An 18,014-nucleotide genomic window follows, 5' to 3' on the forward strand; every position below is an offset into this window, starting at 1 on the left:
CTCTTGAATGGAATTGAGTTTAAGGGAAGTCAGCACAAAAATGAGTCGTTCGGCGTGGGTAGGCAGGGGACTGTTTTGGTACAAGACAAAGCGTCTGTAGCCCTCTCTGGGCTTGCCATCAAGGTAAAATCGTTGAAGATAGTCATCATGGGCCTCTTCAAAGAAGGGCAAGAGTGCATCAAACTGCTCGATGGTATAGCCTGTCATAGCCAAAAAACGAGTGGGGTTGGTTCGCCATTGGGTCGATTTCATCAGGCAAAGGTCGCGTGTGTAGATAAACAATCAAATTGACTTAATCTCTAGTACACCGACCTGCTGAACCGAATAGCGGCTGCGCTCGATTTTCCCTGCGACCTGACCGTCGAGTTTATCAGTCACCGGTTCACGCCCGGTAGCAAATCCGTTCTGGAAACGTGGTATCCAAACACGAGTCTCGACATGGACGAACAGAGCCGGGCCGCGAAGCGAAATAAGTTTGGGGGCACGAAATATGTTTACCGGCCCGATGAGATGAAGGCCCTACGTTCCTTCTTCTATACAGAATGGCAGCACCGGTTTCCTGATGCTCCCATTCTGTACTGGACTTAGCCTTTTATGATGCCGGTAAACCAGTAAAAAACAATCGCCTGATAACAAGCCCTACCCTTTTCAGTTAACTTCCTATGCAAGCCCCAACCATGACCCCGCCCCGAAATAAGGTAGATTCGTTCGAGTCGCCGGATTTCTATTGTATCGACGATTTGCTCACGGCCGAACACAAACTGGTTCGTTCGGCGGTACGCGATTTTGTAAAACGGGAGATTACTCCCATTGTGGAAGAGTACGCCCAGCGTGCTGAGTTCCCGAAGCAACTGGTCAAAAAGTTCGGTAAGATCGGTGCCTTCGGCGCTACCATCCCCACGGAATACGGCGGTGGCGGACTCGACCAGATTTCCTACGGCCTGATGACCCAGGAAATTGAGCGGGGCGATTCGGGTATGCGGTCGTGTGTATCGGTGCAGAACTCACTGGTGATGCACCCTATCCATGCGTTTGGCTCCGACGAACAGAAACAGAAATTCCTGCCCCGACTAGCCACGGGAGACCTCATTGGGTGTTTTGGCCTGACCGAGCCTAACCACGGGTCGGACCCCGGCAGTATGGAAACTAACTTCATCGAACGGAGCGATTACTACCTGCTGAACGGGTCGAAAATCTGGATTACCAACGCTAACATTGCCGATATCGGTATCGTCTGGGCCAGAAGCGATCAGGGCAAAATAAGGGGGTTGATTCTGGAACGGGGGATGGAGGGCTTCACCACCGCCGAGATAAAAAACAAATGGTCGCTGCGGGCCAGTACCACCGGCGAAATGGTTTTTCAGGATGTACAGGTGCCCAAAGCAAATATGCTACCCAACGCGTTCGGGCTGAAAAGTGCCTTGAAGTGCCTGGAGCAGGCTCGTTACGGCATTAGCTGGGGAGCTGTAGGCGCGGCAATGGAATGCTACGAAGTGGCCCGCCGGTATTCGCTCGAACGCATTCAGTTCAATAAACCCATTGCCAGTTTTCAGTTGGTACAGAAAAAACTGGCCGAAATGCTGACCGAGATTACCAAGGCCCAACTGCTCTGCTGGCGGCTGGGAACCCTGATGAATGAGGGCCGGGCCACCAACGCGCAAATTTCACTCGCCAAACGAAACAACGTAGAAATAGCCCTGAACGTGGCCCGCGATGCCCGCCAGATTCTGGGCGCTATGGGTATCTCCGGCGAATACCCGATTATGCGCCATCTGATGAACCTCGAATCGGTGAGTACCTACGAGGGAACGCACGACATTCAACTGCTGATTCTGGGTGCCGACATTACCGGTATTCCGGCGTTTAAGTGAACAAATACGGCGTTAGTGATAAAAAATAACTTCAGGATTGCGTTCATGCCATGTCTGTTTGTGTAACCACCGTATGAAGGAACGCAAAAATTCTTTAGTTCACGTAACCTCCTTTACCCATGAAAACAAACTCAACCATATGGTTCACTGGAATCGCTGCGCTAAGCATCCTGAGTTGTCAGCCAAAATCAGACGTTACGCCTATCGTTGACCCACGCGACGCACGTGTTGGCTTGTATGCTTGTAACGTAAAGGTTGGAAACTTCCAGACGAAAGAGGTTTTTTCGTCCTATCAGGATACCGTAGAAGTAAGTAAACAGGGAGATACTGAGTTGTTGATTACCAGTCGGAAAAAGGTGCCATTGCCCAATCTTAAATCGATGGACGCTATTGGCCGCCAGTACGCTGGATTAGCCACCATTCTGGTTTTTAACCAGGGACAAACTGCTCTAACGGATGGCGGTGAGTTGGTTATGACCAGTGGTCCTGATGTCCGGTTCTACGAGTACAAAGGAAATAAGCTGAAGTGACTCCGTTAACTGTATTTGCAATTACAGGAAGTTGACGCGTTACTTTTTGCTGGTCCGGCGCATACCAAAAACGGGCTTCAACCTGATTAGTCGAACCGGGTTCCAGTCTTTGCCATTGGTAGCGGAGGTAAGATCGCCCCGCGTAACGGACAGCCTCGTTCATCCGGCTATTGAGGTCAGGCAGAAGTCAACTGCTTACTTTTTCGGCGTAATGGTCCCGCAGTGCTTCTACCAGTGTTTGCATTCGACTTTGCAGGGATTCAGGTTCCTCAATCGTAACCTCTTTGCCGAACATGAGCAACCAGCGGGCTATGCCCTCTACCCAGGGAGTCTGGAACCGCATCCGAATCCGGTCGCCCAAATCCTCTTCATCCTGAAAGCCAAAACTGTACTTCTGCTCCTGTAAGTGACGCACCACCGATTTCTGAAAAACAAGCACGACGTCGGTAACGGGCATATCGTTTCTACCAACCCGGTCGAGGTATTCCTGCAAAGAGAGCCGGTCTCGGCGCGAAAACGATTGTTTGGTATCGGTGAGCTGGCGAATGCGGTCAACCCGGAAATCGCGGTAGTCCTGACGGGTACGGCAGTAGCCAATCAGATGCCAGGCCATGTGGGTATGATAAAGTCCCACGGGTTCTACCTCGCGCTGGGTTTCGGTATCGTTATAGTGCGAATGATAATGAATCGCCAGTACATGACGGCGGGCAATGGCATGTTGCAGCGAATTGAGCAAACCCGTAGCGTGAGGCTTTCGATAGGGTGGTTTGGCCACGTTGATGTGCGCATCCAAATCGTCCAGATGCTCCTGGTCGGGGCGTTTCAGTACTGATTTTATCTTGAATAGGGCGGACTCAAATTCGGTTTGCACGGACTCATCTGTCCACTTCTCAATCAGTTTACCCCCCATCATCAAGGCGCTGGCTTCGGCATTGGTGAACATAACGGGCGGTAGATGGTAATCGGTGAGAAAGTAGCCAACGCCCGCTTCAGCACCGATAGGAACGCCCGCTTCCTCCAGCGAACGGACATCGCGGTACACGGTTCGCAGACTAATGCCGAATCGGCTGGCCAGTTCCTGCGCACGAACAACCCGCCTGGTTTGCAGATGAATCAGAATGGCGGTCAGGCGGTCGAGACGGTTCATGGGTGAAACGGGGAAGAAGTCCAGCGCAAATTAACGCAGTTCATTTGAACAAGTAGGCCTTTTTTGGTGTAAAGGGAGTAACAAATGCCTTAAAGTACATGAACACAACGCCCGTTAAAAACAACGCCCACCGGCACCGCTTCGAACTGGATACGGATGGTAAATTATCTGTTGTTGATTATCAGAATGTTGACGACGAAACGCTCGCGCTGGTACATACTGAAGTAGACGAAAGTCTGGAAGGGCAGGGTGTTGGCTCTCATCTGGTTGAAGGTGTTTTGCAGTATGTGGAGCAGAACAACCTGAAAATAGTGGCGGTCTGCCCATTTATTTCGGCCTACCTCAAACGCCATCCCGATTGGAATCGGGTCGTATCTACGGCTTATACCACTACGGGGTTTTAAGCGATTTTGCCTCGTGTGGCTGGGGAGGGCGCAAGGGAGAAATGCGATCTTTTTTCCTGACCCACCGCCAGATATCCGTTACCAGAGCCGGATAAATCGTTACGCCAATGCTGTAATAACTGCCATTGAAATTCTGGTCGATAGCCGTTTGGAAGACTGATACGCGGTAGCCTAGCTGAGCACTCAGACCGACCCAGCGGGTCGCTTTCCACTGGCCGTAGGCACCCGCCTGAACGGGCACGAAGAAATCCCGACGGCTTCGGTCGATGGGCGTATTCTGGCTCAGATTGAGGGGTAATGCGTATGCCACTCCTCCGCCAACCTCCACCGGTAGGCTAACCATCCACCGCTTGTTGTTCGTCATGTTCCACCAGTAAAGCAGACTCACATACCACATATCCGTTCGGGTGTAATACCCCAGATTGATGCGTTGGGCAGCATCACGTCGCCAGTCAATCAGCCGGAGGTAGGTGGCATAGTTAATCCAGTAATAGCCCAGCGTCAGTTGGTGTCGCTTTGGGCCGTACTCAATGCCCGCATTAACGCCCCAGACGTTAACATGCTGACGCTCAAGAAATGAATCCCGAAAGTCGAGGTTGAAGGCTGGCTTTAGCCCGAAGAGTACTGACCGGTTAGTATCCGAAGGGGCAACCGAGTCGGGCCGGGCCATCAGGAGCGAAAAAAAGAGTAGGTAAGCCGAGAGCATAATGCCCTGAAAACCCGAAAAAGCAGCTGTTGGTTTACGGATGCATACCCATTGCGTTCCTGCATCGGCTTTAAGGAAATAGCCTGCACCCCTAGCCGTATGAATCAGTTTATGGTCAAAACCCCAGTCTGTTTTCTTCCGTAAAAGTTGACGCACACTGCCTCTTTGCTGGTATTGCAGGCCGTATGGCTATCCCATACTTTTTTAAGAATCTGTGTTTTCGTCACGGTTCGCCCCACACTGTCGGGTAGAAAAGAGAGTAATTGGAACCCACAGGCTGTCAGGTTGATGCGTTTACTGGCTCAGCAGGTAACTTTTTCGGCAATATTCTGTTCGAGATTACCAACCCTACCCTGCATCCTTCGGTATTTACTTTGTCTTTTAAGGAATAATTAATAACTCTTTAATAGTGGATTAACCGCACGTCCGCTACTTGCATCCGAATCGGCTGAGTTTCCGTTTTTCGTGAATACACCTTATGTCTTATTTTCGTTTTATTCCTTTTTGTAGCGTTGTATTGATTAGGCTGCTGATAGGCTCGCCCTCATCCGCTCAGGTAATACCTGCAACGGCCGTTGTCGATACCGTTCGCCAAAGTTTACCGCAGCTGGAACAGCAGTTTCTGGACCGTAACTTTCAGTTGCTGGCCCAGCGGTATCAAATCGACATTGCCGATGCTGCCATTACGCAGGCGGGTTTGCGGCCCAATCCAAATCTTTGGTTTCAGGGAAACCTCTATAACCCACAAACCCACAAGTTGTTGCAATATGGGCGACCGTCTCAGGCCGATTTGGATGCGGGCGTTTACAATAGTGGCTATTACGCGGTACAACTGCAACAGGTGATTTTGCTGGCTGGCAAACGGAGTAAACTGGTTGCGCTGGCAGAAAGTAACCGGTCACTTACCCGGCTCGCCTTCCGCGATATTATGCGGACGCTGCACTATCAGCTTTATACCACGTATGCCAATTTGTATTACGACATGCAGGTGCTACGACTGTTTACTGACGAACTGGGCCGGCAACGGCAACTCCTCGAATCGTACCGGGTTGCTTTGAGGGCGGGCGGGGTAGCTCCTTACGAAGTAACCCGGCTCGAAGTGGCGCTGCGCGACTTACAGGCTAATATTGCGAACTATCGAACGCAAATTGCGGATGAACAGGCCACGTTGCGGGTACTGTTGCGGCAACCGGCCAACCAGTTTATCCTGCCAACTGAATTGCCTGCGCTGGCAAATACAGCGCCCCCACTGGCTACGGCACTGGATTCTGCCCTGACCAACCGGCCCGATATCAGCCTGTCGCAGGAGCAGATTAACAACGCGCAACGCAGTCTGACTCTGGAAAAAGCCAGAGCTACCCCCGACCTGACAACGGGGATTTTGTTCGAGAAATACGGGAATGCCTACAACAACTTTACTGGTTTGCAATTGTCGATGGATTTGCCGGTGCGCAATCGGAACCAGGGTGCTATCCGCTCGGCAGAAACGACGCTGAAGAGTGTAACGGGGGGGCTGGAAAACCAGCAGACGGTTGTGCAAAGTGAGGTGTTGAATACGTATGATAAACTAAACACCTATTACGAACAGTTGAACGGGCGGCCCGATGGCTATCTCGACCGGATTCAGACTATTTCCATTGAAGCCACCAAAGCCTATAATGCCCGTGCGATTAGCCTGCTGGATTATCTGGACAAAATCCGGACCTACCAACAGGCTCAGCTAAACCGTATTAACCTGCTCAATAACCTCTTCAATACCCAGCAATTGCTTAATTACACAACCAACACACGATTCTTTTGAGGCAGGTCTAAGTGCCTTGTAACAGGACCTCAGACCTATTTGCTATTGGTGTTTCTAAGTTGTTTTGTCGTTTTTCGGGAGCCATCATGACTCCAGCCCGGAGGGCCGAACAGATAACCCAAAGCCACCCGCCACGAACCTGCCCGGCGCATGTCCTGCCCAATGGCCACCCACTCATGAAACGCAATGCGAACGGGATTGTGGGAGTTTATATTGGTGGTCAGGCCGTACGTTGGTCGGTGTCTTTCGGGCTCAAACGTACCGAACATACGGTCCCAGATGATGAGTACGCCCGCGTGGTTTTTATCCAGATAAGCCAAATCTGACCCGTGATGCACCCGGTGGTGGGAGGGGGTGTTGAAAATAAACTCAATGGGCGCCGGAAACCGGTTGATGTGTTCGGTATGAATCCAGAACTGGTATAGTAAACTAATGGCCTGCATGGTCATGATGGCCACTGGCGAAAAGCCAACCAGGGGTAGCCAGATCCAGAAGATGAACGCCCCCGACAGGTTGCCCGTCCAGGTCTGCCGCAGGGCCGTGCCGAGGTTATATTTCATGGACGAATGATGGACTACGTGCGAGGCCCAGAAGTAGCGGCTGCTGTGGCTGATTCGGTGAAACCAGTAGTAGCTGAAATCGTCTACGAAGAATAGAATAATCCACGCCCACCACTGCGTCATATCGACCGTAAAAAACCGAAACTGATACACGAGCGTATACGCACCGAATACGATCGCCTTCCCCACAAAGCCAACGATCACATTCCCAATTCCCATTGCCAGGCTACCGGCTGTGTCTTTAGCATCATAATAGTCCTTCTGCTGCCGGGCCGTTACGATTACCTCGGCAACCAGCAGGATAATAAAGCCCGGAATAGCATACTGAATCAGATCCTTCATGTTTTTTCTGACTTTCAGGCAATTTAACGACTCCATTATTGATAATCAAGGCGACTATTTTGTGTCGTAAACAAAACGGGGTGCCATTCAACTGAATGGCACCCCGTTGTTTTATAGAGGGATTTTTTATCGGTTCATTGAAATCAGGAACTCTTCGTTGTTGCGGGTTCCTTTCATACGGTCGAGCAGGAAATCCATTGATTCCATGGGGTTCATATCGGCCATGTGTTTCCGCAGGATCCAGACGCGTTGCAGTGTTTCTTTGTCAAGCAACAAATCTTCCCGGCGGGTACTCGAAGCCAGTAAGTCGACCGCTGGATAGACCCGTTTGTTGGCCAGCTTACGGTCGAGTTGAAGTTCCATGTTACCGGTACCTTTAAATTCTTCAAAGATAACCTCGTCCATTTTAGAACCGGTATCGATCAATGCCGTAGCGATGATCGTCAGTGAACCCCCGTTTTCGATGTTCCGGGCCGCTCCGAAGAAACGTTTTGGCCGGTGCAGGGCATTGGCATCCACACCACCCGACAGGATTTTACCCGACGATGGAACGACCGTGTTGTAAGCGCGTGCCAGACGAGTAATGGAATCCAGCAGAATAACGACATCATGACCGCATTCGACCATCCGTTTGGCTTTTTCCAGCACCATGCTCGACACTTTTACGTGCCGGTCGGCCTGCTCATCGAAGGTAGAGGAAATAACTTCCGCATTCACGCTGCGGGCCATATCGGTTACTTCTTCCGGACGTTCGTCAATCAGCAGCACGATCAGGTACACCTCCGGGTGATTCCGGGTGATGGCGTTGGCTATTTCCTTTAGCAATACAGTTTTACCCGTTTTTGGCTGAGCCACAATCATACCCCGCTGGCCCTTACCAATGGGCGCAAACAAATCCAGCACCCGCGACGAATAATTTTCGGGCCGGTTGCTCAGGTGAAGTTGCTCTTCGGGAAAAAGGGGCGTCAGGTATTCGAAAGGAATCCTGTCGCGGATTTCCTCGGTTGTCTTTCCGTTTACGGTCGAAACCCGGAGCAGGGCAAAATACTTTTCTCCTTCTTTCGGTGGGCGAATGGCTCCGCGTACCGTATCGCCGGTTTTCAGGCCGAATAGTTTAATCTGCGATGGAGATACGTAAATATCGTCGGGGCTGGCCAGATAGTTGTAATCGGCTGAGCGGAGGAACCCGTAGCCGCCATCCTGCATAATCTCCAGAACACCTTCATTGTCGATAATACCATCGAATTCCCGAATATGCTGGTTGTACTGCCGGCGGATACGATTTTGGTACTCCTGCGCTTCCCGGCTAGCCTGCGCTTGCGGCTGGTTCGACTGTCCTGATTCAGATTCCTGGTCAGCCTGTCCTTCCTGGGGTGTTTCTGTTGGTTCAACAACGGCTTCCGTGGCTGTAGAGACGGGTTCCGTGCCCGGTTCCCGATTGGCTGCCGTGTCTTCTGTTATAACCGTTGGTGTCAGAAATGCCTCGTCGGTTTGTCCACCGTAGTTCAGGGCCGACTCGTCCGAAACGGCGCGTGGCGTGCGTGGGCGTTGATCACGTCGCTGTGTATTCGTGTCCCGATCATTTCGGTCGCGGCTTCCGCCTTCCCGGTTGGAATCGAAACGGGCGCGCCCATCGCGCGGTACTTCGGTACGCTGATTACGCTGCTGATTTAGGTCGGGCCGTTGGGTACGATCTCTGTCTGTACGGGGTGTATTGGTCCGGTTGGTCCGCTCGATTGGTTCGGTTCCCTGGGTACTGGTGCGCTGATTACGGTCGGTCGGATTGGGCTGCCCGGTGCGTTGTGCCCCCTCGCGGTTGTCGCCGGACGGACGGGATGGTTGTATAGCATCACCTGCGGGTACATCAGCTGTTTCGGTGGGTGTAGTCTCGATGGCTATCGGCGTCGTCTCGGCCATTACCGGTGGCTGTGCTGGTAGTTCGGTTGTTTCGGCGTTGGGGCTAGCCGCCGGTTCGGCCGTTTCCCGCCGGTTTCGTGGTCGGGCGGGGGCAGCCGGAGCCTTTGCCAAACGAGCAGGGGCAGCGTCTAGCTGTTGGTTTTCCTTACTGGCAGCCGACGATACGACAGCCGCTTTTGGGGCGCGTTTAGCCCGCTTGGGGGCATCATCAGAAACTGTTTCTTCGCCCACAGGCCGTTCGGACTGCTGTTTTATGATTTCGTAAACCAGTTTTTCTTTGGTGAATTTGGAAATGGTACGAATGCCGAATTGCTCGGCAATGGGTTGAAGCTCCGAGAGAAGCTTACTATCTAATTCTTCTTTCTTGAACATAAAGATCAGGTTAGCAATAAACCTTGAAAGGGCCGCTTGGGCAGTAAAGATGGAAATTGGAGATTATGGATGACTAAGAAACCGTTGGTTTGATGGGCCAATGAACGACCTGCGTTGGCCAGACGCGGGATGGCTGATTACGATACGGGTTAACCTCGACAGATTCAACTAATTACGCAATAAGATAAATCGAACAATTGTCAATTGGGGTGATTTGCCTTCTCCAAACGCAACCGTCTGGTGGGGCCAGATGAGGTGGTTACTAAAACGTTTGGGAAACGGATGATCTGCTGCCGTTGCGGATGAACACTTTGTGAAAATCCTGCCTACCGGATTTATGTGAACAAATGTACTGCTTTGCTGGGATTATGTCAAGAGAACGTTATTCTTTAAAAAATGTTTCCATTTGCTTTATAAAAATCGCTTCAGGCGTTCACAATACGGCTTTGCCCTGGTAGTAAGGGGTGGACGCACAGGCTAAATAACCCGCTTACGTTAACCCGTAAAGGTAGGACCGGGGATGAATACGCTTTTTCGGTTTACGTATGGAAAGAAGAGATTTTGTCAAAGCTACTGGTATCCTGGGAGGGTTATATACGCTTTCGGATGCGTACGCGTTGACCAGTGCCATTACCTCATCATATACAACGCCGGGCGAAGCGTTCTGGCTCGATGGACCCATGCGGTGGGCGCAACTCGCCTTTGTAGAACGGGATCCCGGCCATTATGACCCGGATTTCTGGCTGAATTACTTCAAACGTATCCATGCCGATGGGGCGCTCCTTAGCGCAGGGGGCGTAGTGGCCTTTTATCCAACCAGCATTCCGCTCCACCACCGGAGTTCCTTCATGGGCGATGCCGACACACTGGGGTATCTGGTGGCAGGGTGCCGGAAACAGGGGATGAAAATTATGCTCCGTACTGATCCCCATGCAACCCGGCAGGAGGTGTACGACGCACACCCCGACTGGATTGCGGTAACGGCCGATGGGCAGAAACGTCGGCACTGGGCTAACCCGGACCTGTGGGTAACCTGTGCGCTGGGGCCTTATAATTTCGAGTTTATGCCCCGGGTAAACCGCGAAATAATGGAGCGCTACCAGCCCGAAGGAATTTTTTCCAACCGCTGGGCGGGTCATGATATTTGTTACTGCGAGCACTGTCAGACAAATTTTAAGGCTTATTCAGGTCTTTCTTTACCGAAAAAAGCCGATAAACTGGACACCACTTACCGCAAATGGGCCGAATGGCGCGTTAAGCGGCTGCGGGAACTATGGGACTTGTGGGATTCGGGCATTCGGCAGGTTAAAGCTACATCGCGCTTTATTCCCAACGGCTTCCCCGATAAAGTTATGACCGGTCGGGAAGCCGACCTGTTTTTTGCCGACCAGCAGGCCCGCCGGGGACTGATGCCACCCTGGATTAATGGAAAAGGTGCCAAAGAACTCCGTTCCACCCTGGGCTTGAAACCGCTGATCGGTATTTTCAGCGTTGGTATTGAAGAGGAATATCGCTGGAAAGATTCTGTCCAGAGTGATGCCGAAATCAGGATTTGGGTGGCCGAAGGGACGGCCAATGGCATGCGCCCCTGTTTCGTTAAGTTTGGGGGCAATATTTACGACAAACGGTGGATGGACGCTGTTGCCACGGTATATGAAGGGTATCATAAAAACGAACGGTATCTCCGCAATACCGCTTCACTAGCCCGCGTAGGCGTTGTTTACTCCGAGCAAACCGACCGTAATTACGGCGGTAAACCCTGGCAGCAAAAAAGCGGTGATCATCTGGATGGTATGTATCATGTCCTGGTAGAAAGCCGGATTCCGTTTGATATGGTCAATGATCAGCTGCTTACGCCCGAAGATCTAAGCCGGTTCAAGCTATTGATACTGCCGAATGTTGCTGCCCTGTCTGATACGCAGTGCCAGCAAGTACAGGCGTTTGTCAATAGGGGAGGGAGCGTAGTGGCTACGTTTGAAACGTCACTATATGACGAAGAAGGCAAGCCGCGTCCTGATTTTGGACTGGCTGGTTTGTTCGGCGTATCCTACAATAAGAACGTGGAAGGCCCCCTGCGGAACAGCTATCTGCAACTTCATCCCGATGCCCAAAACAGCCAGACGAACCAAATTCTGGACGGACTGGAACAAACACCCCGCATCATCAATGCCATTTACAAGGTAGATGTAAAACCCGTTGCTGATTTCTCCAGTCCCATCACGCTCATTCCAACCTACCCCGATTTGCCGATGGAAGATGTGTATCCACGCGTGGCGGAAACCGATACGCGGGAGCTTTATGTACGGCAGGCGGGCAATGGACGGGTGGCCTACCTGCCCGGTGATTTGGATCGGTCATTCTGGCAAATACTCAGTGTAGATCATGGTCAGTTGCTTCGCAATGTAGTTCACTGGGCACTCGACGAAGCCCCTATCGTTACGGTAAGCGGACCCGGACTGATTGATGTAACCGTGTGGCGACAGTCGGCATCCATGACGGTGCATCTGGTCAATCTGACCAATCCTATGATGATGAAAGGACCATTCCGTGAACTCATTCCTGTATCGGCAACGGTCAGGGTCAACGTTCCGGCGGGTACTATTGTAACGGGGGTTACGCTTCTGATGAGCGGGCAGAAGTCTGTCTTTGAGAAAAAAGGCAATACCGTGATCGTATCCGTACCCAGCGTACTCGACCACGAGATCGTAGCGCTTGACCTGGCATAATACATATAAGATCACCATTACTAACCTGAATACTCTATGGTCTGGAAACAAGTTATTGACCCTTTCGGCCGTATTGGCGTATCGGTACTGGTCGCATCCTTACCGATTCTGTTTATTTTCTGGGCGTTGATCATCCGCAGGATGAAAGGCTACCAGGCCAGTATGATTGCTACCGCCATGGCGATAGCCATTGCGATCAGCGTGTATGGTATGCCCGTGAAACTGGCCTTCTTATCGGTAGCTCACGGCGCTTTATACGGATTGTTTCCTATCTGCTGGCTGGTAATCATGGCCGTATTTTTATTTAACATTACCGTTCGGAGTGGCCAGTTCGACATTATAAAACACTTCATGGCCTCTATCACGTCCGACCGGCGGTTGCAGGCATTGCTGATTGCCTTTTCGTTTGGTGCGTTTCTGGAAGGCACAGCCGGTTTCGGGGCACCCGTTGCCATTACGGCGGCCATGCTGGTTGGACTGGGTTTCAATCCGCTTTATGCGTCCGGTATCTGCCTGATTGCCAATACGGCGCCCGTTGCTTTTGGTTCTATCGGTATCCCTATTACGGTAGCCTCGCAGGTATCCGGTATTCCGGAACTGCCCATTTCACAGATGGTGGGTCGTACCCTGCCTATCCTGTCTGTTATGCTGCCTTTTTACCTGGTTAGCATCATTGCCGGGGTCAGGAAAGCGCGGGAAGTAGGCCCGGCCGTGTTGGTTTCGGGCGTTTCTTTTGCGTTGCTCCAGTATCTTTCGGCCAATTTTTTAGGCCCGGCACTGCCCGATGTTATCGCGGGCCTGGGATCGATTATCTGCCTGATGGTTTTTCTTCGATTCTGGAAACCGAAAACCATCTGGCGATTCGATAACGAACCAATGCCAGTGCTGCATACGGAAATGAGTTATACGACCGGGCAAACCATTCGGGCCTGGTCGCCTTTTATCGTGCTGACCATTATTGTCATTGCCTGGGGGCTACAGCCAATCAAAGACGTACTGAATGAATGGGGTATGGTGCAGGTGGAATTTCCGGGTTTGCACAACGTTATTCTGGGCCTCGATGGGAATCCAATCCCAAAACTATTCAAGCTGAATTATCTGTCGGCTGCCGGAACGGCCATCCTGCTGGCGACTCTGCTGTCTATTCCGTTGGTTGGCCTGGGCTATCGCGAAGGAATAAACGTTTTCGGCTCGACACTCAATCAGCTTAAATTTCCCATTCTGACCATTGCGGCCGTGCTGGGGTTTGCCTACGTAATGAACGATTCGGGCATTACGCTTACGCTGGCTGCCGTGCTGGCTAATACAGGTCTTTTGTTTCCTTTTTTTGCACCCATACTAGGTTGGCTGGGCGTGTTCATTACCGGCTCCGATACATCGGCAAACGCGCTGTTCAGTAAGGTTCAATACGCTACGGCTCAATCTATTGGGGTCGATCCGGTGGTAACCGTAGCGGCTAACGTATCGGGAGGGGTAGTCGGGAAAATGATCTCTCCCCAGTCCATTGCGGTAGCGGCTGCGGCTGGTAATCTGGTGGGTCAGGAGTCGCAGTTGTTTCGCTTCACGGTAAAGCATAGTTTTATTATGCTGGGATTTATTTGTTTTCTTACGCTGGCGCAGGCTTATGTCATCCAGTGGATCATTCCCGTGTACGAGCTGTTAAGTACCAAAAGCACGGCTGCCGTACCTGACATGACGACCGGATACGTCTATCTGATTGGACTGGCTTCCCTGCTGGTTGCTATTGCCGCTATTATACGGCTGACAGATCGAAAAAGGGAGTCAAGTCAGAAAGTGCCCAGCTGATTGTGTTTTCAATGAGTTGGATAGGGAAGATTCACCGATAAAAAGTTAGAAAAATACGTATGAAGAGTGTCGTTTTAGAGGGCTAACTCTAAATCCGGGCAACTTCTCCTGGGAAGGGATGGAGGCATTGGGAAAGGTAACGGTGTCCGTTCGTACACCGGCCGACAACGTTGTGGAACGGGCGAAGGATGCTGATGCTGTCTTCACCAACAAAGTGTCCTGGACCGAAGCCGATGCGCTAAACAACGGTGCTATTGCCGGCACCGGCATCAATGTCTTATCTGCTGAGCCCCCTGCTGCCGACAATCCACTTTTTACGGCTGAAAATTACCTGATTACCCCGCACATTGCCTGGCCTACCCGGGAGGCCAGCAAGCGGTTGATGGCTATGACGGTAGAAAACCTGACTGCCTTTCTGAAGGGGTATCCAACCAATGTGGTTAATTAAGGACTTACTTTTCTTACGCCTTTTATTGTCTGCCCATTGGCCTGAACCCTACTAAGCGTGCTGATAAAACAGTCGTATTTGCCAATGCCTGGCCTAAAAAACGGAAAGCCCCCTGAATTATCAGGAGGCTTAAAACGTTTATAGCGTTGTCGGTAATATTACCGGCAGTTGTGCCTTAGCAAAAATTACTTCGCGCTATCGGACATCATCATTGCAGAAGAATCAGTAGCCATCGTTGAGTCCGTAGCCATCATTGAAGACGAATCCGTCATCATCGTGGTGGTCTCAGTGGTTTCGGTTTTCTTCGAGCTGCAAGAAGTGGCCAGGGCGATCATAGCCATGAAAAAGAAGGCAGATTTCGTGATTGCTTTCATAAATTTGGGGATGTTTTTGTTTAAGTGAAACTGATTAATGTCAACGTTAATACTCGATAGGGAAAAAGGTAACCCAACATTTTTATTTATTTTTTTTGGGTTACATCTTCTGTCATTTCGTATTAAGTAATGAATCAACTCAATGAAGGAAAGCAGGCTGCCCGTATTAACTGACGAAGAGTTGCTGATGGGGTTGGCCGATGGCTCTGACGATGCATTGACGCACTTATACCAACGGTATTTTCCGATGGTGCTCTACTTCGTAACCAGCAACAGTGGTAGTGAAGACGACGCCAAGGATATCTATCAGGAGGTGTTGATTGTGTTGTATGAGAAGGTTAGAAGTGGGTCGCTCGAATTACATTGCCAGCTGAAAACCTATCTGTATTCAATAGGCAGACGGCTTTGGCTGAAGCAACTGGCTCAACGGAGCCGGTTTATGGTGCGCGATGTTGAAACGCCCGTTTCGGATGAGTTCGTTAACGGTCAGATCAGCGATGATTTAGCCGAACATGAAGAACGGGATCGTCAGTTTGACCTGATGGCCGACTCGTTAAACCGACTGGGTGAGCCTTGCCGGACGTTACTGGACGATTTCTATGTTCAGCATTTGAGTATGCAGGACATAACCGAAAAGTTTGGTTACACGAACACAGATAACGCCAAAACGCAGAAGTATAAGTGCCTGATGCGCCTGAAAAGACTGTTCTTTTCGGAGTACAAACAGGATTGATTTGACCAGATTCAGTACCCTGCTCCGGCAGAATCACTCCCTGATTAGCGATGAACATGGACGAGGAAAAAGATATAGAAAATGCGCTTCGCACGTACAGCGAACGTATTCAGTTTAAACAGCGACTGGCCCGGATACAGGCCAGTGCCGACGTAAGCGCCTACCCGGTCGAAACGGAGCAGTCGGGTCAGATTCGCGCTCTGTGGAGAACGTATCGCACTACGCTGGCGGTAGCTGCGTCGGCGGCTATCATCACTACGTTTGGCTCTATCTTTCTCTATCGGTCCTACCAGCAAAGCCATCAGCAGGAGCAGCAGTATCGGTTGCTAAGCAAAGAAATTCAGGCGGTCAAGTATTCTCAACGCAAACTGTTGAGCGACCTGAATGGCCGGGGTCGTGCATTGAGCGTTAACCCTGCCCAGGTATCGGGTTCCGGGTTTATGCTTACCAGCGATGGGTACTTCGTTACCAACAACCACATCGTTCTTGGGGCCGATTCGGTATACGTACAAAGTACCAAAGGGGAAGTATACAAGGCCCGGGTTGTTTATAACGATCAGGCCCACGATCTGGCTTTTCTGCAACTTTGCGACGACAGTGCCTTCAGGCCGATGCCGTCGGTTCCCTACGGATTCAATGCCCGTCCGTCCGATCTTGGCGAGCGCGTATATACGCTCGGATTCCCGCGCGAAGAGATAGTTTACGGGGAGGGATATCTTAGTTCCGGTACGGGTTATCGGGGCGATTCAACAGCCTATCAGGTTGCTGTCGGCGTTAATCCGGGTAATTCGGGCGGTCCGCTTCTGGATGAGGGAGGAAATGTTATTGGCATTATAAGCGGTAAGCAAACAACCCTGGAGGGAGTGAGCTTTGCCATTAAAACCAATTACCTGCTCGATGCCATTAATGCCATTCCTGCCGAAGCGCTGAAGGGGCTGCCATTGCGGATCAACCGAAAAAGTGCTCTGGCGAATTTGTCCCGCAAACAGCAAATTAAGCGGATGCAGGATTACGTGTACCAGGTAAAAGTCTTTAAGCATAAAGAGTAGCGTATAGCGATAAACAATTGATTCAATCCGCTGTTGTTGGGTAAACATATAAACTCGACAACAATGAAAAAGACTATGGTACTGGCCGCTGCGCTGGTTTTTTCCGTCCTCGCTGTATCTGCTCAGGATACCAAAGAGAAAATGAAAGAGGTAGGTCACCAAACTAAAGAAACGACTAAAGCGGCTGGTAGAAAAGTAAGTCGCGAAACCAATAAGGCAGGGGACAAAATTTCGACAGCGGCTAAAAACACGAAGCAGGATGTTAAGGAGGGGACCAATAAAGCCCTCGACAAAACGGATCGTAAACTGAAGAAGGCCGAGCGAAAGATAAATAACTCGAATTGATGCTGGCATGAAGAAGGGTACGCCTGACAAGGGGTACCCTTCTTCATGCTTTATGAAAAAAGAGCGAACTTCGGTTAGCCAGAATTGCGTTAGTGGTACATACCACTGCCTGTCTTTTCGCATGGATTCATCTATTTCGGTACTCCTTTTTGGTATCACCCGTGATTTAACGGGTCAGTCTGCAGTTTCGGTTTCTTTACAGGAAAACGCCAGCGTTGCGGATTTACTGGAACAACTACATCAGCAATTTCCCGCTTTAACGGGCATTCGATCCTTGCTCATCGCCGTCAATGGCGAGTATGCCGAAACCGATCAGGTACTCAGTCCTACCGACGAAATTGCCCTTATTCCACCCGTTAGCGGAGGGTAGTGAAATGAGTTGATTCGTAGTTCATGGTCCAGCCAACGAATTGAGTTACCGACGTACTGATTTATTAACGCATCACGCATTACCTGTAGAATCCCTGTTATGGTTACCCTCACTAGCGAACCCATTGATGTATCAACCGCGCTGAACTATCTACAATCAGATCAGGCAGGAGCTATCGATCTGTTTCTTGGCGTTGTTCGTGATAACACGCAGGAACGACCGGTTGACCGGCTGGAATATGAAGCCTACGACCGCATGGCTATTTCCGAAATGCAGAAGATTGCGGATGAGGCCCAACGGCAGTGGCCCATACTGCGTTACGCCATTATTCATCGCAAGGGCACGTTGCAGATTGGCGAAATGGCCGTGCTGATTGGGGTTGCCACAGCGCACCGTGCCGACGCCTTTGACGCCTGTCGCTACATCATTGACACGATTAAAAAGACAGTGCCCATCTGGAAAAAAGAAGTATTCACTAGTGGGGAAGAATGGGTAAACGCCCATCCCTGAACG

At 50.9% G+C, this 18,014-nt stretch carries 19 protein-coding genes and 1 pseudogene; 13 read left to right on the forward strand and 7 right to left on the reverse strand.

What is annotated here, in order from left to right; translation table 11 throughout:
* Window positions 1-252 (reverse strand): annotated as a pseudogene (locus B157_RS38305) (hypothetical protein); the annotation flags it as partial.
* A gap of 63 nt (window positions 253-315) precedes the next feature.
* On the opposite strand from B157_RS38305, the gene B157_RS40280 reads away from it, so the two are divergent.
* The 3 genes from B157_RS40280 to B157_RS0116925 all read left to right on the forward strand — a co-directional run bounded on the left by B157_RS40280 (window position 316) and on the right by B157_RS0116925 (window position 2,401).
* Window positions 316-588, forward strand: a complete 273-nt coding sequence (locus B157_RS40280) for a spore photoproduct lyase family protein (RefSeq protein ID WP_342664703.1) — start codon at window positions 316-318, stop codon at window positions 586-588.
* Between the two features lie 74 nt (window positions 589-662).
* Window positions 663-1,871 (forward strand): acyl-CoA dehydrogenase family protein, encoded by a 1,209-nt coding sequence (locus B157_RS0116920; protein ID WP_020604494.1) that lies wholly within the window; start codon window positions 663-665, stop codon window positions 1,869-1,871.
* Window positions 1,872-1,990: 119 nt separating this feature from the next.
* A complete protein-coding gene (locus B157_RS0116925) occupies window positions 1,991-2,401 on the forward strand; it encodes a hypothetical protein (RefSeq protein WP_020604495.1) in 411 nt (136 codons plus the stop codon).
* 187 nt (window positions 2,402-2,588) lie between these two features.
* On the opposite strand, the gene B157_RS0116930 is transcribed toward B157_RS0116925, so the two are convergent.
* Complete coding sequence (locus tag B157_RS0116930; RefSeq protein WP_020604496.1) at window positions 2,589-3,548, reverse strand: helix-turn-helix transcriptional regulator; 960 nt, start codon at window positions 3,546-3,548, stop codon at window positions 2,589-2,591.
* Between the two features lie 98 nt (window positions 3,549-3,646).
* Between B157_RS0116930 and B157_RS0116935 the strand changes: the two genes are divergently transcribed.
* The gene (locus tag B157_RS0116935) at window positions 3,647-3,952 is read left to right on the forward strand and encodes a GNAT family N-acetyltransferase (protein WP_020604497.1); all 306 of its coding nucleotides are present in this window, start codon (window positions 3,647-3,649) and stop codon (window positions 3,950-3,952) included.
* Here the strand turns inward: B157_RS0116935 and B157_RS0116940 are convergent.
* The gene (locus tag B157_RS0116940; RefSeq protein ID WP_041952154.1) at window positions 3,939-4,658 is read right to left on the reverse strand and encodes a hypothetical protein; all 720 of its coding nucleotides are present in this window, start codon (window positions 4,656-4,658) and stop codon (window positions 3,939-3,941) included. The two genes, B157_RS0116935 and B157_RS0116940, sit on opposite strands and share 14 nt — an antisense overlap.
* A gap of 104 nt (window positions 4,659-4,762) precedes the next feature.
* Window positions 4,763-4,948, reverse strand: coding sequence for a helix-turn-helix domain-containing protein (locus B157_RS40530; RefSeq protein WP_084761827.1), 186 nt, complete (start codon window positions 4,946-4,948; stop codon window positions 4,763-4,765).
* Window positions 4,949-5,136: 188 nt separating this feature from the next.
* On the opposite strand from B157_RS40530, the gene B157_RS0116945 reads away from it, so the two are divergent.
* Complete coding sequence (locus B157_RS0116945; RefSeq protein ID WP_020604499.1) at window positions 5,137-6,459, forward strand: TolC family protein; 1,323 nt, start codon at window positions 5,137-5,139, stop codon at window positions 6,457-6,459.
* Window positions 6,460-6,494: 35 nt separating this feature from the next.
* Here B157_RS0116945 and B157_RS0116950 read toward each other — a convergent pair whose 3' ends face one another.
* Together B157_RS0116950 and rho are read right to left on the reverse strand one after the other, a co-directional pair.
* Window positions 6,495-7,361 carry a sterol desaturase family protein gene (locus B157_RS0116950; RefSeq protein WP_020604500.1) on the reverse strand — a complete coding sequence of 289 codons (867 nt, stop codon included), beginning with the start codon at window positions 7,359-7,361 and terminating at the stop codon, window positions 6,495-6,497.
* A gap of 126 nt (window positions 7,362-7,487) precedes the next feature.
* Window positions 7,488-9,650 (reverse strand): transcription termination factor Rho, encoded by a 2,163-nt coding sequence (gene rho, locus B157_RS0116955; RefSeq protein ID WP_020604501.1) that lies wholly within the window; start codon window positions 9,648-9,650, stop codon window positions 7,488-7,490.
* 545 nt (window positions 9,651-10,195) lie between these two features.
* On the opposite strand from rho, the gene B157_RS0116960 reads away from it, so the two are divergent.
* The 3 genes from B157_RS0116960 (at window position 10,196) to B157_RS0116970 (ending at window position 14,630) form a co-directional block, all read left to right on the forward strand.
* Window positions 10,196-12,376 (forward strand): alpha-amylase family protein, encoded by a 2,181-nt coding sequence (locus B157_RS0116960; RefSeq protein WP_020604502.1) that lies wholly within the window; start codon window positions 10,196-10,198, stop codon window positions 12,374-12,376.
* 36 nt (window positions 12,377-12,412) lie between these two features.
* Complete coding sequence (locus B157_RS0116965; RefSeq protein WP_020604503.1) at window positions 12,413-14,182, forward strand: L-lactate permease; 1,770 nt, start codon at window positions 12,413-12,415, stop codon at window positions 14,180-14,182.
* 118 nt (window positions 14,183-14,300) lie between these two features.
* On the forward strand, window positions 14,301-14,630 hold the full coding sequence (locus B157_RS0116970) for an NAD(P)-dependent oxidoreductase (RefSeq protein ID WP_020604504.1): 330 nt from the start codon (window positions 14,301-14,303) through the stop codon (window positions 14,628-14,630).
* Between the two features lie 185 nt (window positions 14,631-14,815).
* Here B157_RS0116970 and B157_RS39375 read toward each other — a convergent pair whose 3' ends face one another.
* The gene (locus B157_RS39375; RefSeq protein WP_211225003.1) at window positions 14,816-15,004 is read right to left on the reverse strand and encodes a hypothetical protein; all 189 of its coding nucleotides are present in this window, start codon (window positions 15,002-15,004) and stop codon (window positions 14,816-14,818) included.
* Between the two features lie 142 nt (window positions 15,005-15,146).
* Here B157_RS39375 and B157_RS0116980 point away from each other — a divergent pair, with 142 nt between their 5' ends.
* The 5 genes from B157_RS0116980 (at window position 15,147) to B157_RS0117000 (ending at window position 18,011) form a co-directional block, all read left to right on the forward strand.
* Window positions 15,147-15,737 carry an RNA polymerase sigma factor gene (locus B157_RS0116980; RefSeq protein WP_020604506.1) on the forward strand — a complete coding sequence of 197 codons (591 nt, stop codon included), beginning with the start codon at window positions 15,147-15,149 and terminating at the stop codon, window positions 15,735-15,737.
* 50 nt (window positions 15,738-15,787) lie between these two features.
* A complete protein-coding gene (locus tag B157_RS0116985; protein ID WP_020604507.1) occupies window positions 15,788-16,786 on the forward strand; it encodes a S1C family serine protease in 999 nt (332 codons plus the stop codon).
* Window positions 16,787-16,849: 63 nt separating this feature from the next.
* Window positions 16,850-17,131, forward strand: coding sequence for a hypothetical protein (locus tag B157_RS0116990; RefSeq protein ID WP_020604508.1), 282 nt, complete (start codon window positions 16,850-16,852; stop codon window positions 17,129-17,131).
* A gap of 52 nt (window positions 17,132-17,183) precedes the next feature.
* Window positions 17,184-17,501 (forward strand): MoaD/ThiS family protein, encoded by a 318-nt coding sequence (locus B157_RS0116995; RefSeq protein WP_425423205.1) that lies wholly within the window; start codon window positions 17,184-17,186, stop codon window positions 17,499-17,501.
* A gap of 99 nt (window positions 17,502-17,600) precedes the next feature.
* Entirely contained in the window at window positions 17,601-18,011 is a 411-nt protein-coding gene (locus B157_RS0117000; RefSeq protein WP_020604510.1) for a molybdenum cofactor biosynthesis protein MoaE, read from the forward strand.
* Window positions 18,012-18,014: the final 3 nt, after the last annotated feature.

This window comes from Spirosoma spitsbergense DSM 19989 (assembly GCF_000374085.1).
Taxonomy (GTDB): Bacteria; Bacteroidota; Bacteroidia; order Cytophagales; family Spirosomataceae; genus Spirosoma; species Spirosoma spitsbergense.

Bases quoted from the DNA above. Each gene is read 5' to 3' on its own strand.
- B157_RS0116920 (WP_020604494.1), top strand. From the start codon at position 663: ATGCAAGCCCCAACCATGACCCCGCCCCGAAATAAGGTAGATTCGTTC.
- B157_RS0116925 (WP_020604495.1), top strand. From the start codon at position 1,991: ATGAAAACAAACTCAACCATATGGTTCACTGGAATCGCTGCGCTAAGC.
- B157_RS0116930 (WP_020604496.1), bottom strand. From the start codon at position 3,548: ATGAACCGTCTCGACCGCCTGACCGCCATTCTGATTCATCTGCAAACC.
- B157_RS0116935 (WP_020604497.1), top strand. From the start codon at position 3,647: ATGAACACAACGCCCGTTAAAAACAACGCCCACCGGCACCGCTTCGAA.
- B157_RS0116940 (WP_041952154.1), bottom strand. From the start codon at position 4,658: ATGCTCTCGGCTTACCTACTCTTTTTTTCGCTCCTGATGGCCCGGCCC.
- B157_RS0116945 (WP_020604499.1), top strand. From the start codon at position 5,137: ATGTCTTATTTTCGTTTTATTCCTTTTTGTAGCGTTGTATTGATTAGG.
- B157_RS0116950 (WP_020604500.1), bottom strand. From the start codon at position 7,361: ATGAAGGATCTGATTCAGTATGCTATTCCGGGCTTTATTATCCTGCTG.
- rho (WP_020604501.1), bottom strand. From the start codon at position 9,650: ATGTTCAAGAAAGAAGAATTAGATAGTAAGCTTCTCTCGGAGCTTCAA.
- B157_RS0116960 (WP_020604502.1), top strand. From the start codon at position 10,196: ATGGAAAGAAGAGATTTTGTCAAAGCTACTGGTATCCTGGGAGGGTTA.
- B157_RS0116965 (WP_020604503.1), top strand. From the start codon at position 12,413: ATGGTCTGGAAACAAGTTATTGACCCTTTCGGCCGTATTGGCGTATCG.
- B157_RS0116970 (WP_020604504.1), top strand. From the start codon at position 14,301: ATGGAGGCATTGGGAAAGGTAACGGTGTCCGTTCGTACACCGGCCGAC.
- B157_RS39375 (WP_211225003.1), bottom strand. From the start codon at position 15,004: ATGAAAGCAATCACGAAATCTGCCTTCTTTTTCATGGCTATGATCGCC.
- B157_RS0116980 (WP_020604506.1), top strand. From the start codon at position 15,147: ATGAAGGAAAGCAGGCTGCCCGTATTAACTGACGAAGAGTTGCTGATG.
- B157_RS0116985 (WP_020604507.1), top strand. From the start codon at position 15,788: ATGAACATGGACGAGGAAAAAGATATAGAAAATGCGCTTCGCACGTAC.
- B157_RS0116990 (WP_020604508.1), top strand. From the start codon at position 16,850: ATGAAAAAGACTATGGTACTGGCCGCTGCGCTGGTTTTTTCCGTCCTC.
- B157_RS0116995 (WP_425423205.1), top strand. From the start codon at position 17,184: ATGAAAAAAGAGCGAACTTCGGTTAGCCAGAATTGCGTTAGTGGTACA.
- B157_RS0117000 (WP_020604510.1), top strand. From the start codon at position 17,601: ATGGTTACCCTCACTAGCGAACCCATTGATGTATCAACCGCGCTGAAC.